Here is a 14220-nt window from a genome sequence, read left to right as displayed (position 1 = left end):
CGGACGTCATGAGCGCGACCATGGTGGCCAAGGAGCTGTCGGCCGGGCACGGCGACCGTGTCCTGTTCTCGGGCCTGGATCTGGTGGTGGCCCCCGGCGACGTGATCGGGCTCGTCGGCGCGAACGGCGCGGGCAAGTCCACGCTGCTGCGCCTGCTCGCCGGCCTCGACACGCCCGTCGACGGCGCCGTACGGCTGAGCCCCGCCACCGCGACCGTCGGCCACCTCCCGCAGGAGCCCGACCGCAGGCCGGAGGAGACGGTCGCGCGGTTCCTCGCCCGGCGCACCGGCGTGGCCCGGGCGCAGCTCGACCTCGACGCGGCCACGCAGGGGCTCGTCGAGCAGGCTCCGGGAGCCGACGACGCCTACGCCACGGCCCTCGAACGCTGGCTGGCGCTGGGCGGCGCCGACCTGGAGGAGCGGGCGGAGGCGGTGGCGGCCGAGCTGGGCCTCGCAGTGAGCCTGGAGCAGCCGATGACCGCCCTGTCGGGCGGCCAGGCCGCCCGCGCCGGGCTGGCGTCGCTGCTGCTCAGCCGGTACGACGTGGTCCTGCTGGACGAGCCGACCAACGACCTCGACCTCGACGGGCTCGACCGCCTGGAGCGCTTCGTCACCGGCCTGCGCGCGGGCACGGTGGTGGTGAGCCACGACCGGGAGTTCCTGGCGCGTACCGTGACCAAGGTGCTGGAGCTGGACCTCGCCCAGCAGCAGATCAGGCTGTACGGCGGCGGCTACGGGGCCTACCTGGAGGAGCGGGAGGTGGCGCGCAGGCACGCCCGCGAGCAGTACGACGAGTACGCCGCCACCCGCGCCGAACTGGAGACCCGCGCCCGCACCCAGCGCGCCTGGATGGAGAAGGGCGTCAAGAACGCCCGCCGCAAGGCCCCCGACAACGACAAGATCGGCCGCAACGCCCGCGTGGAGGCCACCGAGAAGCAGGCCGCCAAGGCCCGCCAGACCGACCGGATGATCGAGCGGCTGGAGGTGGTCGAGGAGCCGCGCAAGGAGTGGGAGCTGCGGATGGAGATCGCCGCCGCGCCCCGCTCCGGAGCCGTCGCGGCTACGCTGCGCGGCGCGGTCGTCCGGCGGGGGGCCTTCACGCTCGGGCCGGTGAACCTGGAGATCGGCTGGGCCGAGCGGGTGGCCGTCACGGGGGCCAACGGCTCGGGCAAGACCACGCTGCTGGGCGCGCTGCTCGGCCGGATCGAGCCGGACGAGGGGCACGCCGCCCTGGGGGCGGGCGTGGTGGTCGGCGAGGTGGACCAGGCACGGGGTCTGTTCGAGGGCGGGGAGCCGCTGCTCGACGCCTTCGCCCGGCACGTGCCGGAGATGATCCCCGGTGAGGTGCGGACCCTGCTGGCGAAGTTCGGGCTCAGGGCCGCCCACGTGCTGCGCCCGGCCGTCACCCTGTCGCCCGGCGAGCGTACCCGGGCGGCGCTGGCGTTGCTGCAGGCCAGGGGCGTCAACCTGCTGGTGCTGGACGAGCCGACCAACCATCTCGACCTGCCCGCCATCGAACAGCTCGAGTCGGCGCTGGCGAGCTATCCCGGCACCCTGCTGCTGGTGACCCACGACCGGCGGATGCTGGAGGCGGTCCGGGTCGACCGGCGGCTACGGGTGGACCAGGGGCAGGTCACCGAGTCCGGCTGAAAATTTACACCGGCCAAAGAAACGATGATGAAACAATTCTCCGCGTCTCGTTGACACGCGGTATCCGTATGGTGTGCCTTCTTACACACAGGAACCCCCGCCTGAAGGTGAGGCACATATGAGGAAATGGTTCGCACGCCTGGCTGTGCTGGGCGTCGCGCTTTTAGTCGCAGGTCAGGGCCAGGTGGCGCTGGCCCAGGAACCTGGGGCGGGGAAGAAGGTCCTCCGCGTGGGCGCCATGCAGGCCGTGGACTCCATGAACCCCTTCCTGGCCGTCCGCATCGTCTCGACCCAGGTCCACCGCTGGATGTACGGGTTCCTCACGGTGCCCGACTCCAAGACGCTGCAGCCCAGCCCCGACCTGGCCGAGTCGTGGACCACCTCCGACGACGGTCTCACGTGGACGTTCAAGATCCGCCAGACGAACTGGTCGGACGGCAAGCCGGTCACGGCCGAGGACGCCGCCTGGACCTTCAACAAGATCATGACCGACGACGCCGCGAAGACCGCGAACGGCCCGGCGGTCGAGAACTTCGAGAGCGTCACGGCCAACGGCCAGGACCTGGTCATCAAGCTCAAGGCCCCGCAGGCCTCGATGCTCGACAACCCGATCCCGATCATGCCGAAGCACGCCTGGGAGGGAGTCACCGACCTGGCCAACTTCGACGGTGACAAGTACCCGTCGGTCAGCAGCGGCCCGTACGTCGCGACCGAGCACAAGAAGGACCAGTACATCAAGCTCAAGGCCAACCCCTCCTACTGGCGGGGCGCGCCCAAGGTGGACGAGCTGCAGGTCATCTTCTACGACAACCCGCAGGCCGCCGTCGCGGGCCTGAAGAAGGGCGACATCGACCTCATCGGCCGGCTCAACCCGCCGGAGTTCGAGGCGATGAAGGGCGACCCGAACATCGAGCAGTGGAACACCCAGGGCCGCCGCGCGGCGTACCTGCAGATCAACCACGGCGCCACCACCACCGACAACAAGCCCGTCGGCGACGGCCACCCCGCCCTGAAGGACCAGAAGGTCCGCCAGGCGCTGCACCACGCCATCGACAAGCAGAAGCTGGCCGACGAGGTGTGGGGCGGCCTGGCCAGGCCCGCCGACGGCTCCATCGTGCCGCCCATGTTCAAGGACTTCTTCTGGGAGGCCACCGGCGACACGAAGGTCACCCACGACGTCGCCAAGGCCAACCAGATCCTCGACGACGCCGGCTACAAGAAGGGCGCCGACGGCGTCCGCACGATGCCGGACGGCAAGCGCAAGCTGGAGTTCCGCTTCACCATCCACGCCGATGTGCCGATCGAGGACAAGCTCGCCGAGTACCTGGCCGGCTTCTTCAAGGAGATCGGCATCACGCTGACCACGGTGAAGCTCGACTCCAGCAAGTTCAGCGACGAGACCGGCGTGGCCGCGACGTTCGACATCGCCATCAGCGGCTGGTCGGTCAACCCCGACCCCGAGGAGATCCTGGCGACGCACCTGTGCAGCCGCCGGCCCACCCCGGCGGGCGAGGGTGGCGGCACCGAGTCGTTCTACTGCGACCCGACGTTCGAGAAGCTCTACCAGGAGCAGCTCAAGGAGCTCGACCGCACCAAGCGCGCCGGGATCATCAAGCAGATGCTGGAGCGCCTCTACACCGACGCCCCGGTCATCGCCATCTACTACCCGAACAACCTGGAGGGCTACCGCAAGGACCGCGTCACCGCCATCACCCCGATCCCCGAGGAGAAGGGCCTGCTGTACGGCGGCAGCAGCTACTGGCCGTTCTACACCGTGGACGTGAAGGCCGCCTCCAGCGGAGGCAGCGGCGGCACGGACGGCGGCGGCTCCAACACCGGCCTGATCGCCGGAGTCGTCGGCGGCGTGGTGGTCCTCGGGCTGGCGGCGTTCCTGCTGACCAGGCGGCGCAAGAGCGCCGCGGACGACCGCGAATGACGACCCCGCTCGAATCGGCGGAGCCCGCCGTCGCCCAGGCGGCGGGCTCCTCCGGGAGCGCCGGCGAGGACCGTCCGTCCGGCCGGAGCACGCTGCGCTACGCGGCGTCGAAGGCCGGCGGGGCGGTGCTCAGCATCGCCATGGTCATCGTCGGCACGTTCTTCGTGTTCCGGCTGCTGCCCGGCGACCCGGTGCGCAACCTGGCGCAGGGCCGCCGCATGACCCCGGAGCAGCTCGACCTGGAACGCCGCCGGCTCGGGCTGGACAAGCCGCTGCTCGACCAGTTCCTCGACTTCGTCGGCCAGACGCTCCGCTTCGACCTTGGCACCTCCTACGAGTACAAGCGCCCCGTCCTCGACCTCATCGGCGAGCGGATCGGCGCGACCCTGCTGCTCACCGGGACCGGTCTGGTCATCGCGGTCAGCCTGGGCATCTGGCAGGGCACCAGGGCGGGCTGGCGGCACGGCTCCCGCTTCGACCGGGTCTCCACCGGTGTCTCCCTGCTGCTGTGGTCCGTGCCGACGTTCTGGCTCGGGCTGCTGCTCATGATGACGTTCGGCGTCGGCATCGGGCCGATCCCCGGCGTCCTGCCGTTCCGCGGCATCGAGAGCGTGGACGCGCCCGACGGTTTCGCCTACCTGCTCGACGTGGCCTCGCACATGGTGCTGCCGTGCCTGACGCTGGTGGCCGTCGTCTACGCCCAGTACCTGCTCGTCATGCGCTCCTCGCTGCTGGAGGAGGTCAGCCAGGACTACGTGAACGTGGCCCGGGCCAAGGGCCTGCGCGACGACGAGGTGCGCCGCCGCCACGCCGTGCCGAACGCCCTGCTGCCCACCGTGACGCTGGTCTTCCTGCGGATCGGGTTCATCGTCAGCGGGGCGGTCACCGTGGAGTACATCTTCACCTGGCCCGGGCTCGGCCAGCTCTTCTACGAGGCGATCAGGGTGCCGGACTTCACGCTCATGCAGGGCACGTTCATGCTCATCACCGTCTCGGTGATCGTCATGAACACGCTGGCCGACGTGGTCTACCACGTCCTGGACCCGAGGGTGAGGACGGCATGACCAGTGTCGCCTGGGCCCGCAGGCGGCTGGCGTTCGGCCGCTTCTGGGAGAGCTTCCGCCGTGAGCGGGCCGGCCTGACCGGGCTGGCGATCCTGCTCGCGGCGGTGCTGGCGGCGCTGGTCGCGCCGCTGTTCATCGACGAGAGCGTGACGAGCGTGGTGTCCGGCACCGGCGCGAAGTTCGCGCCGCCGAGCCTCGCCGAGCCGTTCGGCACCGACGAGTCCGGCCGGTCGATCCTGCTGATGGTCTGGTGGGGATCGCGCACGTCGCTGCTCATCGGCTTCCTCGCCGCGCTGGTCAGCATCGTGATCGGGATGGTCGTCGGCATCGCGGCCGGGCACCTGCGCGGCTGGGCCGGGGCCGTGCTCATGCGGATCACCGACTGGTTCCTGGTGCTGCCGTCGCTGGTCACGGCCATGGTGCTGGCGGCCGTCCTGGGCGGCAGCACGTTCACCATCGTCATGGCCATCGGCGTCACCACCTGGGCGCCGACCGCCCGGCTGATCAGGGCGCAGACACTGTCGGTGGAGGCCCGGCCGTACATCGAGCGGTCCCGGGCGCTCGGCGGCGGCCACTGGCACATCACCACACGCCACGTGCTGCCGAACGTGGCGCCGCTGCTGCTGGCCAGCACCACGCTGGAGGTGGCCAGCGCCATCGTCACCGAGTCGACGCTCGCCTTCCTCGGCGTGAGCTCCAACAAGACCTCGTGGGGGACCATGCTGCGCGCCTCGTACGACTACGGCGCCGCCACCGAGGGCGCGTGGTGGTACATCCTCGTGCCCGGCCTGTGCATCCTGGCGGTCGTCATGGCGTTCACGCTGTGCGGCCGGGCCCTGGAGGCCGTGCTCAACCCGCAGCTCAGGAGGGCGGGCGCATGACCTACCTCGAACTCGACGACGTGTCCGTCTCCTACCGGATCGCGTCCGGGGAAGTGCCCGCCGTGCGCGGAGTGTCGCTCTCCCTGGACGCGGGGGCCGCCCTCGGGGTCGCCGGCGAGTCGGGATCGGGCAAGTCGACGCTGGCCATGGCGCTGCTGCGGCTGCTGCCGCGCAGCGCCCGCGTCGGCGGCCGGATCTCGCTCGACGGCGAGGACGTGCTGACCATGAAGTGGGGCCGGCTGCGGGCCGTGCGCTGGGCCGAGGCGTCGATCGTGTTCCAGGGCGCCCAGCACGGGCTCAACCCGGTGCGCCGGATCGGCGACCAGATCGCCGAGCCGCTGCTCGTCCACGGCCTGGCCAAGCCGGACGCCGCGCGCGGCCGTGTGGCCGAGCTGCTGGAGCAGGTGGGGCTGCCCACCTGGCGGGCGCGCAGCTACCCGCACGAGCTGTCGGGCGGGCAGCGACAGCGCGTGATGATCGCGATGGCGCTGGCCTGCTCGCCCCGGCTGATCATCGCCGACGAGCCGACGACCGCGCTCGACGTGATGGTGCAGGCACAGGTCCTCACGCTGATCAAGCAGCTCGTCGCGGAGAACGGCATCTCGCTGATCATGATCTCGCACGACCTGTCGGTGCTCGCCGACGTGTGCGACCAGCTCGCGGTCATGTACGCGGGCCGCCTGGTGGAGCACGGGCCGGCGCGGGAGGTGTTCCGCGACGCCCGGCACCCGTACAGCCAGGCGCTCGCGGCGGCGTTCCCCACGGTGGGCGACCCGGCCTCGCGGCTGGCGCCCAGGGGCCTCGGCGGCGACCCGCCCGACCCGATGCGGCTGCCGACCGGCTGCTCGTTCCACCCGCGCTGCCCGGTGGCGCTGGACGAGTGCCGGACGGTCGACGTCGGGCTGTGGCCCGCCGGCCCGGACCGCCGGGCCGCCTGCGTCCACGTCCGCGAGCAGTCACCGGCGGACGCGACGGCGGGTGCGACGGGCGCGACGGCGGGCACGCGCGGGGACTCGCAGGGGGACACGAAAGAGGAGACGTCATGACGGAGACGCAGGCCGCCGCCGAACCCGCCACCACGGACGGCCGTTCCACCCTGCTGGAGGCGCGCGACCTGCACGTCGAGTTCGCGGCGCGCGGGCGGCGCGCCCGCGCGGTCGACGGGGTCAACCTGTCGATCGGCGCGGGTGAGATCGTGGCACTGGTGGGCGAGTCCGGCTGCGGCAAGACGACGCTCGCCCGCACCCTGCTCGGCCTGGAGCGGCCCACCTCCGGTTCGGTCCGCTACGGCGGGGCGGAGCTGAGCTACCGCGGGCGGGCGCTCAAGGCCTACCGGCGGGAGGTGCAGCTCGTCCTGCAGGACCCGATGGGCTCGCTCAACCCGAGGCAGACCGTCTACGAGGCGGTGGCCGAGGGGCCGCGCATCCACGGGCTGCCGGACGAGCGGGAGGTCGTGGCGTCGGCACTGGCGCGGGCGGGGCTGCGGCCGCCGGAGAGGTTCTTCCTGCGTTACCCGCACGAGCTGTCCGGCGGTCAGCGCCAGCGCGTGGTGATCGCCGGCGCGCTCGCGCTGGACCCGAAGGTGCTCGTCGCGGACGAGCCGGTGGCCTCGCTGGACGCCTCGGTGCGGGGCGAGATCCTCGCCCTGCTGCTGCGGCTGCGCGACGAGCTGGGCCTGTCGGCGCTGGTGGTCACCCACGACCTGGGCCTGGCCTGGAACATCGCCGACCGGGTCGCCGTCATGTACCTGGGCCGGATCGTCGAGTCGGGGCCGGTGGAGCAGGTGCTCACCGCGCCGCGGCACCCGTACACGCAGGCGTTGCTGTCGGTGCTGCCGGATTCGCCCGAACGGGTGGTGCTCACGGGTGAGCCGCCGGACCCGACGCGCATCCCGGGCGGCTGCCGTTTCCACGCCCGCTGCCAGGTGCTCGCCTCCGGCCGCGCGGCGCGGGCGGGGGTGGACGGCAGGTGCCGTTCGGAGTCGCCTGCCGTCCTGCCGGCCGTTCCCGCCGCGCAGGCGGCCTGCCACTACGCCCAGGCCACCGCGGCGGACGCCTAGCCGTCCCGTGGCCGCCCGTCGCGGCCACGGGACCCACGGACCCCAGGGGACCCACGGGACCCACGAAACACGCGGGGCTCAGGCGCGGAAGGCGCCGGCGTGCTCGGCCGCCCATTCGGTGAAGCTCCGGGCGGGCCGGCCGGTGACCTGCTCGACGGTCGGCACCACGGTGTAGCCCTCCTCCGGGGTGTTGCCGAGGGCCTGGATCAGGAACCCGATCGTCTCCTCGCCCATCCCGACCGCCCGCCACTGGGCGCGGGCCTCGTCCTCGGTCAGCTCGACGAAGGCGATCTGCGTGCCGAGCGCCGCGCCGAGGATGCCGACCTTCTCCCTGGTCGTCAGGGCCTGCGGACCGGTCAGGGTGTACGACCTGCCGCCGTGGCCGCTCTCGGTCAGCGCCACGGCCGCCACGGCCGCTATGTCCTTCTCGTGCACCATCGCGCTCAGCCGGTCGCCGAACGGCTCCTTGACGACGCTCCCGTACTTCACCGAGTCCGTCCACCACCGGAGCGTGTTGGACATGAACTCGACCGGGTGCAGCAGCGTCCACTCCAGCTCGGTGCCCGCGAGTGCCTGCTCCAGCGGCCCGTCGGCGCGCCCGCCGAGCACGGTGACCCGCTGGACCCCCGCCTTGACGGCCAGCTCGACGATCCGGTCGCCGTGCTCCAGCGGTGCGTAGTCGTCGCCGGCGAAGTTGATGAGGTGGGCGGCGGTGACGCCGTCGAAGGCGGGGACGAGCGTGTCGGGGTCGGCCATGTCGCCCGCCACGACCTCGACACCCTCGGGGAGGGCGGCCTTGCCGGGGTCGCGGGTGAGGGCGCGGACCCGCTGCCCCGCCTGGACGAGCTCGGCGACGAGCTGGCGGCCTACGGTCCCGGTGGCACCTGTGACGAGGATCGTCATGGCGGACTCCTTCTGCATTTGCTGGAACGGATCGTTCTGTTCTTAGAATAGCAGAACGGAATGATTCATTCCATAGACATGGGTGTCAGATTCCTCCGGTGCGGCGCTTCCAGGGGTCGAGGCCCTACGGCGTCGTCGCGGTCACCGGGACGTTGCCGGGCAGAACTCGGCCTCGAGCACGCTGGTGAGAACGCTGAAGCCGCCGCCCCAGTCGCCGTTGACCTGGCTGGTGAGCAGGTGCTTGCCGTCGCGCGAGCCCATGGCGTACGTCCAGGAGCCGTACGTCAGACCGCCGTTGCCCCAGACCGCGCCGCCGCACGACAGCTTCTGGGTGAAGACGCCCAATCCGTAGCGGGTGCCGGGGATCCACGGGTGGGCCTTGCCGTTCACGCTGGTGTCGACGGGGTTGTCGAACATCTCGTACTGCTGGGCGGGCGGCAGCAGGCGTCCGCCCAGCAGCGCGACGAAGAAGCGCCGGAGGTCACCGGTGGTCGAGACGATGCCGCCGGCCGCCCAGGCGAAGGACTGGTTCATCTCGGTCGCGTCGTGCAGCTTGGGGTCGGGGTCCTGGGAGAACAGGGTGGAGTAGTGCCGAGGATGCGTGCCGCGGATCTTCGCCTCACTTCCCGGCAGGTAGGTCGCGCTCAGGCCGAGCGGGCGGATGATGCGCTGGTAGAGCTCCTGGCCGTAGGTCCTTCCCGTCGCCCTTTCAATGATCATGGCGGCCAGGTGGTAGTTGGTGTTGGAGTAACCGAAGCCCTTGCCCGGATCGAAGTAGGGCCCGGCGGCGTTGGTCAGCCCGATCCTCACCAACTGCTCGGGGGTGTAGGAGTCGTAGCGGTGCTCGTACCAGGCGTCCCCGGTGCCCTTGGTGAAGAACTCCTCGTCGTTCCCGTAGTTGAAGATCCCGCTGCTGTGGTTGAGCAACATTCGGATGGTGATCTTGCCGCCGTCGTACCCGTTGCCCTGGACGAGGCCGGGCAGCCACTTCTCCACCGTGTCGTCGAGCGTCAGCTTCCGCTCCGCGACCAGTTGCAAGACCACGGTCGCGGTGAACGCCTTGGTGGTGCTGCCGATGCGGAACCGCTCCGCCTGCCGCCGCTCGCGGCCGGTCTTGGTGTCGGACACGCCGGCTGAGCCGAACCACACCCCCTTGCGGTCGCGAACCTCGGCGACCACGCCGGGGGCGCCCCCCTTGGCCACGGCGGCGTCGAGGGCGCGCTGCACCGCGGGGCGACCAGGAGTGGTGTCCGCGGATGCCGCGGGGGTCACCATCGTCGACGCCGTCATGGCCAGCGCACCGATGAGCAGCCCTGCCTTGACAGAAAAAGTCATCTCAGTTCCTCTCAGAGGGATCGCGCCCATGTGGGCCCGATCGCATGTGGGTCGAGCGGAGGTTCTCAGCGTGCCGCCCGGCGATGCCGCGCAGGCTCGGCCGTGGTCGCGCAGGCTCACTTGGCGGCCGTGGTCGCGGAGGCTCGCCTGGCGGCGGCGATCACCCCTGTGGCGGCCGGCGCGATGATCAGCGCCAGCGCGGCGAGGGCGATGAGGGTCGGGGCGTCGGGGTCGATCAGGGACTGACCGCGCCAGGCCTGCCAGGTCACGACCGCGACCAGGCCGCTGTAGCCGAGGGCGGCGATGCCGACCAGGCGGGCGCGGACCTTCTCTTCGCGCAGCCAGGAGCGCTTGACCGCCAGCCTGGCCAGCAGCACGGTGATGAGCAGGAGTGCCTGGATGGCGTGCAGGGCGAAGAAGTGCGGGACGCGGAAGTCGCCGCCGCTCACGCTCCAGCCGGTCAGGGGCATGCCGTTGCCGTCCGGGTCGCCGATGCCGTGGCCCTGGTACATCGGCACCTGTACGCCGTTGGCGTCGGTCACCGTACGGGGGTGGATCTCGGCGACAAGCCAGTAGACCGGCACCAGCATGCCGAAGACGGCCAGCCCCACCCCGGCGCGGATCGCCCGGTTCAACGCGGCCCCGCCGGTGCGCTGGATCAGCACGACGATCGCCAGGATCAGCTGCGTGACGATAATGATCATCACGCCGTAGGTGAGGATGGGAACCAGGGCCGCGGTGACCGGATCGCTCTGGTCGGCGTTGAAGTGGCTGAAGGTGCCGCGTGCCGCCTGGGCGGTGATGGCGCCGACCTCGACGGTCGCGGCCAGCGCGAAGACGGTGCCGATCCACCAGCCCAGCCGCCTGCCCTTACGCAGCTGGGTCAGCAGCCAGGCCAGCGTGCCGGCGTGAAGAGCGAACGCGAAGCCGAACTTGAGCGGCTTGATCCACACCGACTCATCCAGCAGCGTCCGGCTGTCCAGGACGAGACCGACACCGGCGGTCAGCACGAGGCCCAGCATGAGCAGCACGCAGACCGCCAGCGGTCGGTGCCAGGTGCGCAGGAGGGTCAGGAAGGACGGCATGAGGGGCTCCGATCACGGCGACGAGCAGCCCCCGTGCGGGCGACTCCGATCACGTCGCTCGTTTGCAAACAACTGAAAGCTAACTTGCTTTCACTAATTCGTCAATTCAGAACTGGCTTGAACGTCCCTATGTACAGGTAGATGCAAGGGTGACTTGCAATGACGATGAAGGTGAAAGCAAGTCGGCTTCGCTAGACTTGCAATGGGGTGCTTGCGAACGCAATACTGTGCACTCCGCGAGACTGATACGGAAGGCAGGACCGATGCCCGGAGGCAGGCTGACCCACGAGGACCGGCAGAAGATCGCCGAGGGACTGGCCGCAGGACTCACCTACACCGAGATCGCCGGCGGTCTGGGCAGGCCCATCTCCACCGTCACCCGGGAGGTGGCGCGCAACGGCGGTCCCGGCGGCTACCGCGCCGAGCGGGCACAACAGGCGGCCCAAGGGCGCGCTCGCCGCCGCAAGCCGCCACCGCCCCCTCCGGCCGCCACCGACGCACACGGGCGGGACCCCGAGGCGGTGAACGAGCTGGCGGAACAGTTCACCACGATGCTGGTCGGCACAGGACTGCCGCGGATGACGGCCCGAGTGCTGACCTGCCTGTACGTCACCGACGGCGGCAGCCTGACCGCCGCCGAGCTCGTCCGGCGGCTCCAGGTCAGCCCCGCCTCCATCTCTAAGGCCGTCGGCGAACTCGAACAGCAGGAGCTCATCAGGCGCGAGCGCGACCCCCGCCGGCGGCGTGACCGGTACGTCATCGACGCCGACGCCTGGTTTCGCGGATGGATGGCCAGCGCCCGGCAGAACACCATGCTGGCCGACTTCGCCCGTCAGGGCGCCCAGATCCTCGGCACGGCCACACCCGCCGGCAGCCGGATGCAGGACATCAGCCAGTTCTTCGAGCACGTCGGCCGGGCCATGATCCAGGCAGCCGAGGAATGGCGTCAGGACTACGCCACGAAGCGCACCGCACCCGGCGGGCACGGCGCGGCGATGCGTCAGGAGTCACGCTCCTCGGCAACCGCCGGGCGCTGACCTCGGCGGCCGATCTCGCCGCCCGGCCCTCGGAGGGTGCTGATCCGGTCCTCAGAAGGCGCTGATCGTGGCCGGGGCCCGCTCCGTCCGGCTCAGCGCGCGGATCACCGCCGTCGCGCCGTGGCGGTGCACGGCCAGGCGCGCCAGCAGCTCGACCACCGGGTCGATGACCGTGGCGGGCAGCTCCGGCGTGTCCACGCCCACGCTCGCGGCCAGGTCGTCGGAATGCACGACCAGCTCCATCACCCGGGTGAGCAGGAAGTCGTCCAGTCGCAGCGACCAGCCCGACCAGGCAAGGTGCACGACCCTGCCGGCGGGCTCGGCGGGCAGCGCGACCCGCTGGCGCTCCAGCAGATCGGCCGTCCGGGTGGCCAGCGTGGCGGCCCCGTCGGCCGCCGAGGTCTCGCCGGCGCGCCGGATGCCGACGTTGCTCTCGTGGTCGAGGCCCGCCTGCACCCACGGCGACATCGTGTAGTGGTCGAGCAGGGGCACCGGCTCGCCCGTCGCGTCGGAGCCGAGCGCGTCGCCCACCCGGACGAGCTGGTGCGCCAGGTGGCCGGCCAGGCCCGCGACGCTGAACTCGGTCAGCGCGCTCGGCTTGTCCCAGGCCGCGGCCACCGCGGGGTCGCGCAGCAGTGTCACGGCCGACTCCGCCGCCGTCAGGTAGGCCTGCCTGATGTCCCCCATGACCGCCCTCTCCTCCTGGCTAGGTGGTGACTCGGGCCAACACTATCCCTCCGACGATCAGGGCCAGCGCGGCCATCCGGCCGACGGACACGGGGTCGTCGTGCAGCACGATGCCGAGCGCGATCGCCCCCGCCGCGCCGATCCCGGTGAAGACGGCGTACGCCGTGCCGACCGGCAGCGTGTTCATCGCCTGCGACAGCAGCCACACGGCCGCGGCCATCAGGACGAGGCAGATCAGGGTGGGGAGCGGTCTGGTGAAGTTCTGCGTCGGTTTGATGCTCTGCGCCCAGGCCACCTCCACCAGGCCCGCCAGCACCAGGACCAGCCAGCTCATCGCGACACCGCCTCCCGCGCGGCGGCCAGCGACTCCTCGTGCGCGCCGCGCAGGTGTGCCAGCGCGGGATCGAGGCGGGCGTTGACCAGCTCGGCGTGCACGAACGTCACGTCCTCGACCGCGAAGTGCCCCTTGAAGAAGTCGCGCAGGTAGCGCTCCTCGTGGTCCACCGGCTCGCGCGGGGTGCCGGGGCCGTACGCGCCGCCGCGGGCGCCGGTCACCACGAACGAGCGGCCGGCGAGCGACATCTTGGGGAAGGTGATCTGGTCGATCCACGCCTTGAGCGACGAGGGGATGGAGAAGTTGTACATCGGCGTGCCGATGAGGATCACGTCGGCCGCCACCACCTCGTCGAGCAGCGGCTCCACGATCGCCCACGCGTCCTGCTGGGCGGGGGTGCGCACCGCCTCCTTGTAGCGGGCGATGTCGGTGACCTGGTGCTCCAGCACGTAGTCGCACAGCTCGGTCCACGCCTCGCCGATGTGCGGTACGGGGTCGGCGGCCAGATCGCGGTAGACGTACCCCGCGCCGGGGTGGGCGGCTCGCCAGGTCTCCGCGTAGCGCCGCGACAGCTCGCGGGAGAAGGAGGCGCGACGGGCACTGGCGTCCAGGTGCAGCAACATGGTGACTCCGATCACTAAACGGACACGTTGTCCATTTAACCATATCCGGACAACGTGTCCACATACACTGTGGGCATGGAGAGAGCCGATGCCGCGCGCAACCGCGCCAGGATCCTGGAGGCCGCCGCCGCCCTGTTCGCCGCCCGGCCGCCGCAGGAGGTGACCATGGATGAGATCGCCAAGGCGGCCGGAGTGGGCCGGGGCACGCTCTACCGGCGCTACCCGGACCGCGCGTCGATCGCCGTGGCCCTGCTCGACGAGCACGAACGGGCCCTGCAGGAGGAGCTCCTGCGGGGCGAGCCGCCGCTCGGGCCGGGCGCGCCGCCGGCCGATCGCCTTTCGGCCTTCTACGCCGCCATGGTGCGGCTCCTGGAGGACCACGTCCACCTGGTGCTCGGCAGCGAGGTGGGCCGGACACGGTTCGAGACGGGGGCGTACGGGTTCTGGCGGGCGCACGTCCGCTCGCTGCTCGTCGCGGCCCGGACCCCCGCGCCGGACGCGCTCGTCGACGCCCTGCTCGCCCCGCTCGCCCCCGAGGTGTACGGCTACCAGCGTGCCGACCTCGGTCTCACCCCCGCCCAGATCACCGAGGCGCTCACCCGGCTCACCCGCTGCCTGTGACGGGCG

14 protein-coding genes are annotated in these 14220 nt (G+C 71.3%); 8 read left to right on the top strand and 6 right to left on the bottom strand.

The features are described 5' to 3' along the window. Positions 1-8: 8 nt before the first annotated feature. From ACGF0J_RS27530 to ACGF0J_RS27505, 6 genes are all read left to right on the top strand, one after another. The gene (locus tag ACGF0J_RS27530; RefSeq protein WP_393150141.1) at positions 9-1649 is read left to right on the top strand and encodes an ABC-F family ATP-binding cassette domain-containing protein; all 1641 of its coding nucleotides are present in this window, start codon (positions 9-11) and stop codon (positions 1647-1649) included. Between the two features lie 118 nt (positions 1650-1767). Further along, on the top strand, positions 1768-3585 hold the full coding sequence (locus ACGF0J_RS27525; protein ID WP_393150139.1) for an ABC transporter substrate-binding protein: 1818 nt from the start codon (positions 1768-1770) through the stop codon (positions 3583-3585). Continuing rightward, positions 3582-4649: an ABC transporter permease gene (locus ACGF0J_RS27520; RefSeq protein ID WP_393150137.1), complete on the top strand. Its 1068-nt coding sequence runs from the start codon at positions 3582-3584 to the stop codon at positions 4647-4649. The genes ACGF0J_RS27525 and ACGF0J_RS27520 overlap by 4 nt, the downstream gene beginning before the upstream one ends. Beyond that, complete coding sequence (locus ACGF0J_RS27515) at positions 4646-5530, top strand: ABC transporter permease (protein WP_393150135.1); 885 nt, start codon at positions 4646-4648, stop codon at positions 5528-5530. The genes ACGF0J_RS27520 and ACGF0J_RS27515 overlap by 4 nt, the downstream gene beginning before the upstream one ends. Further along, positions 5527-6576, top strand: a complete 1050-nt coding sequence (locus ACGF0J_RS27510) for an ABC transporter ATP-binding protein (protein ID WP_393150133.1) — start codon at positions 5527-5529, stop codon at positions 6574-6576. The genes ACGF0J_RS27515 and ACGF0J_RS27510 overlap by 4 nt, the downstream gene beginning before the upstream one ends. Then, complete coding sequence (locus tag ACGF0J_RS27505) at positions 6573-7589, top strand: ABC transporter ATP-binding protein (protein WP_393150131.1); 1017 nt, start codon at positions 6573-6575, stop codon at positions 7587-7589. The genes ACGF0J_RS27510 and ACGF0J_RS27505 overlap by 4 nt, the downstream gene beginning before the upstream one ends. 78 nt (positions 7590-7667) lie before the next feature. Here ACGF0J_RS27505 and ACGF0J_RS27500 read toward each other — a convergent pair whose 3' ends face one another. From ACGF0J_RS27500 to ACGF0J_RS27490, 3 genes are all read right to left on the bottom strand, one after another. After that, positions 7668-8492: an NAD(P)H-binding protein gene (locus ACGF0J_RS27500; RefSeq protein WP_393150129.1), complete on the bottom strand. Its 825-nt coding sequence runs from the start codon at positions 8490-8492 to the stop codon at positions 7668-7670. Positions 8493-8633: 141 nt separating this feature from the next. Next, positions 8634-9827, bottom strand: a complete 1194-nt coding sequence (locus ACGF0J_RS27495) for a serine hydrolase domain-containing protein (protein ID WP_393150127.1) — start codon at positions 9825-9827, stop codon at positions 8634-8636. A gap of 116 nt (positions 9828-9943) precedes the next feature. Then, positions 9944-10912, bottom strand: coding sequence for a hypothetical protein (locus tag ACGF0J_RS27490; RefSeq protein WP_393150125.1), 969 nt, complete (start codon positions 10910-10912; stop codon positions 9944-9946). A gap of 263 nt (positions 10913-11175) precedes the next feature. Between ACGF0J_RS27490 and ACGF0J_RS27485 the strand changes: the two genes are divergently transcribed. Next, positions 11176-11949, top strand: a complete 774-nt coding sequence (locus ACGF0J_RS27485; RefSeq protein WP_393150123.1) for a MarR family transcriptional regulator — start codon at positions 11176-11178, stop codon at positions 11947-11949. 51 nt (positions 11950-12000) lie between these two features. Here the strand turns inward: ACGF0J_RS27485 and ACGF0J_RS27480 are convergent, their stop codons facing one another. The 3 genes from ACGF0J_RS27480 to ACGF0J_RS27470 are packed head-to-tail and all read right to left on the bottom strand — an operon-like array spanning position 12001 to position 13593. Further along, a complete protein-coding gene (locus ACGF0J_RS27480) occupies positions 12001-12636 on the bottom strand; it encodes a maleylpyruvate isomerase N-terminal domain-containing protein (protein WP_393150121.1) in 636 nt (211 codons plus the stop codon). A gap of 19 nt (positions 12637-12655) precedes the next feature. Further along, entirely contained in the window at positions 12656-12970 is a 315-nt protein-coding gene (locus ACGF0J_RS27475; RefSeq protein WP_393150119.1) for a DMT family transporter, read from the bottom strand. Then, positions 12967-13593 carry an FMN-dependent NADH-azoreductase gene (locus ACGF0J_RS27470; RefSeq protein WP_393150117.1) on the bottom strand — a complete coding sequence of 209 codons (627 nt, stop codon included), beginning with the start codon at positions 13591-13593 and terminating at the stop codon, positions 12967-12969. The genes ACGF0J_RS27475 and ACGF0J_RS27470 overlap by 4 nt, the downstream gene beginning before the upstream one ends. 75 nt (positions 13594-13668) lie before the next feature. Between ACGF0J_RS27470 and ACGF0J_RS27465 the strand changes: the two genes are divergently transcribed. Beyond that, on the top strand, positions 13669-14214 hold the full coding sequence (locus ACGF0J_RS27465; protein WP_393150115.1) for a TetR/AcrR family transcriptional regulator: 546 nt from the start codon (positions 13669-13671) through the stop codon (positions 14212-14214). Positions 14215-14220: the final 6 nt, after the last annotated feature.

This window comes from Nonomuraea sp. NPDC047897 (assembly GCF_043204415.1).
In the GTDB taxonomy this organism is placed as follows: domain Bacteria; phylum Actinomycetota; class Actinomycetes; order Streptosporangiales; family Streptosporangiaceae; genus Nonomuraea.
This window is presented reverse-complemented; position numbering and strand designations above follow the sequence as displayed.

Coding starts and splice junctions, on each gene's coding strand:
- ACGF0J_RS27530 (WP_393150141.1), top strand. CDS start 9: ATGAGCGCGACCATGGTGGCCAAGGAGCTGTCGGCCGGGCACGGCGAC.
- ACGF0J_RS27525 (WP_393150139.1), top strand. CDS start 1,768: ATGAGGAAATGGTTCGCACGCCTGGCTGTGCTGGGCGTCGCGCTTTTA.
- ACGF0J_RS27520 (WP_393150137.1), top strand. CDS start 3,582: ATGACGACCCCGCTCGAATCGGCGGAGCCCGCCGTCGCCCAGGCGGCG.
- ACGF0J_RS27515 (WP_393150135.1), top strand. CDS start 4,646: ATGACCAGTGTCGCCTGGGCCCGCAGGCGGCTGGCGTTCGGCCGCTTC.
- ACGF0J_RS27510 (WP_393150133.1), top strand. CDS start 5,527: ATGACCTACCTCGAACTCGACGACGTGTCCGTCTCCTACCGGATCGCG.
- ACGF0J_RS27505 (WP_393150131.1), top strand. CDS start 6,573: ATGACGGAGACGCAGGCCGCCGCCGAACCCGCCACCACGGACGGCCGT.
- ACGF0J_RS27500 (WP_393150129.1), bottom strand. CDS start 8,492: ATGACGATCCTCGTCACAGGTGCCACCGGGACCGTAGGCCGCCAGCTC.
- ACGF0J_RS27495 (WP_393150127.1), bottom strand. CDS start 9,827: ATGACTTTTTCTGTCAAGGCAGGGCTGCTCATCGGTGCGCTGGCCATG.
- ACGF0J_RS27490 (WP_393150125.1), bottom strand. CDS start 10,912: ATGCCGTCCTTCCTGACCCTCCTGCGCACCTGGCACCGACCGCTGGCG.
- ACGF0J_RS27485 (WP_393150123.1), top strand. CDS start 11,176: ATGCCCGGAGGCAGGCTGACCCACGAGGACCGGCAGAAGATCGCCGAG.
- ACGF0J_RS27480 (WP_393150121.1), bottom strand. CDS start 12,636: ATGGGGGACATCAGGCAGGCCTACCTGACGGCGGCGGAGTCGGCCGTG.
- ACGF0J_RS27475 (WP_393150119.1), bottom strand. CDS start 12,970: ATGAGCTGGCTGGTCCTGGTGCTGGCGGGCCTGGTGGAGGTGGCCTGG.
- ACGF0J_RS27470 (WP_393150117.1), bottom strand. CDS start 13,593: ATGTTGCTGCACCTGGACGCCAGTGCCCGTCGCGCCTCCTTCTCCCGC.
- ACGF0J_RS27465 (WP_393150115.1), top strand. CDS start 13,669: ATGGAGAGAGCCGATGCCGCGCGCAACCGCGCCAGGATCCTGGAGGCC.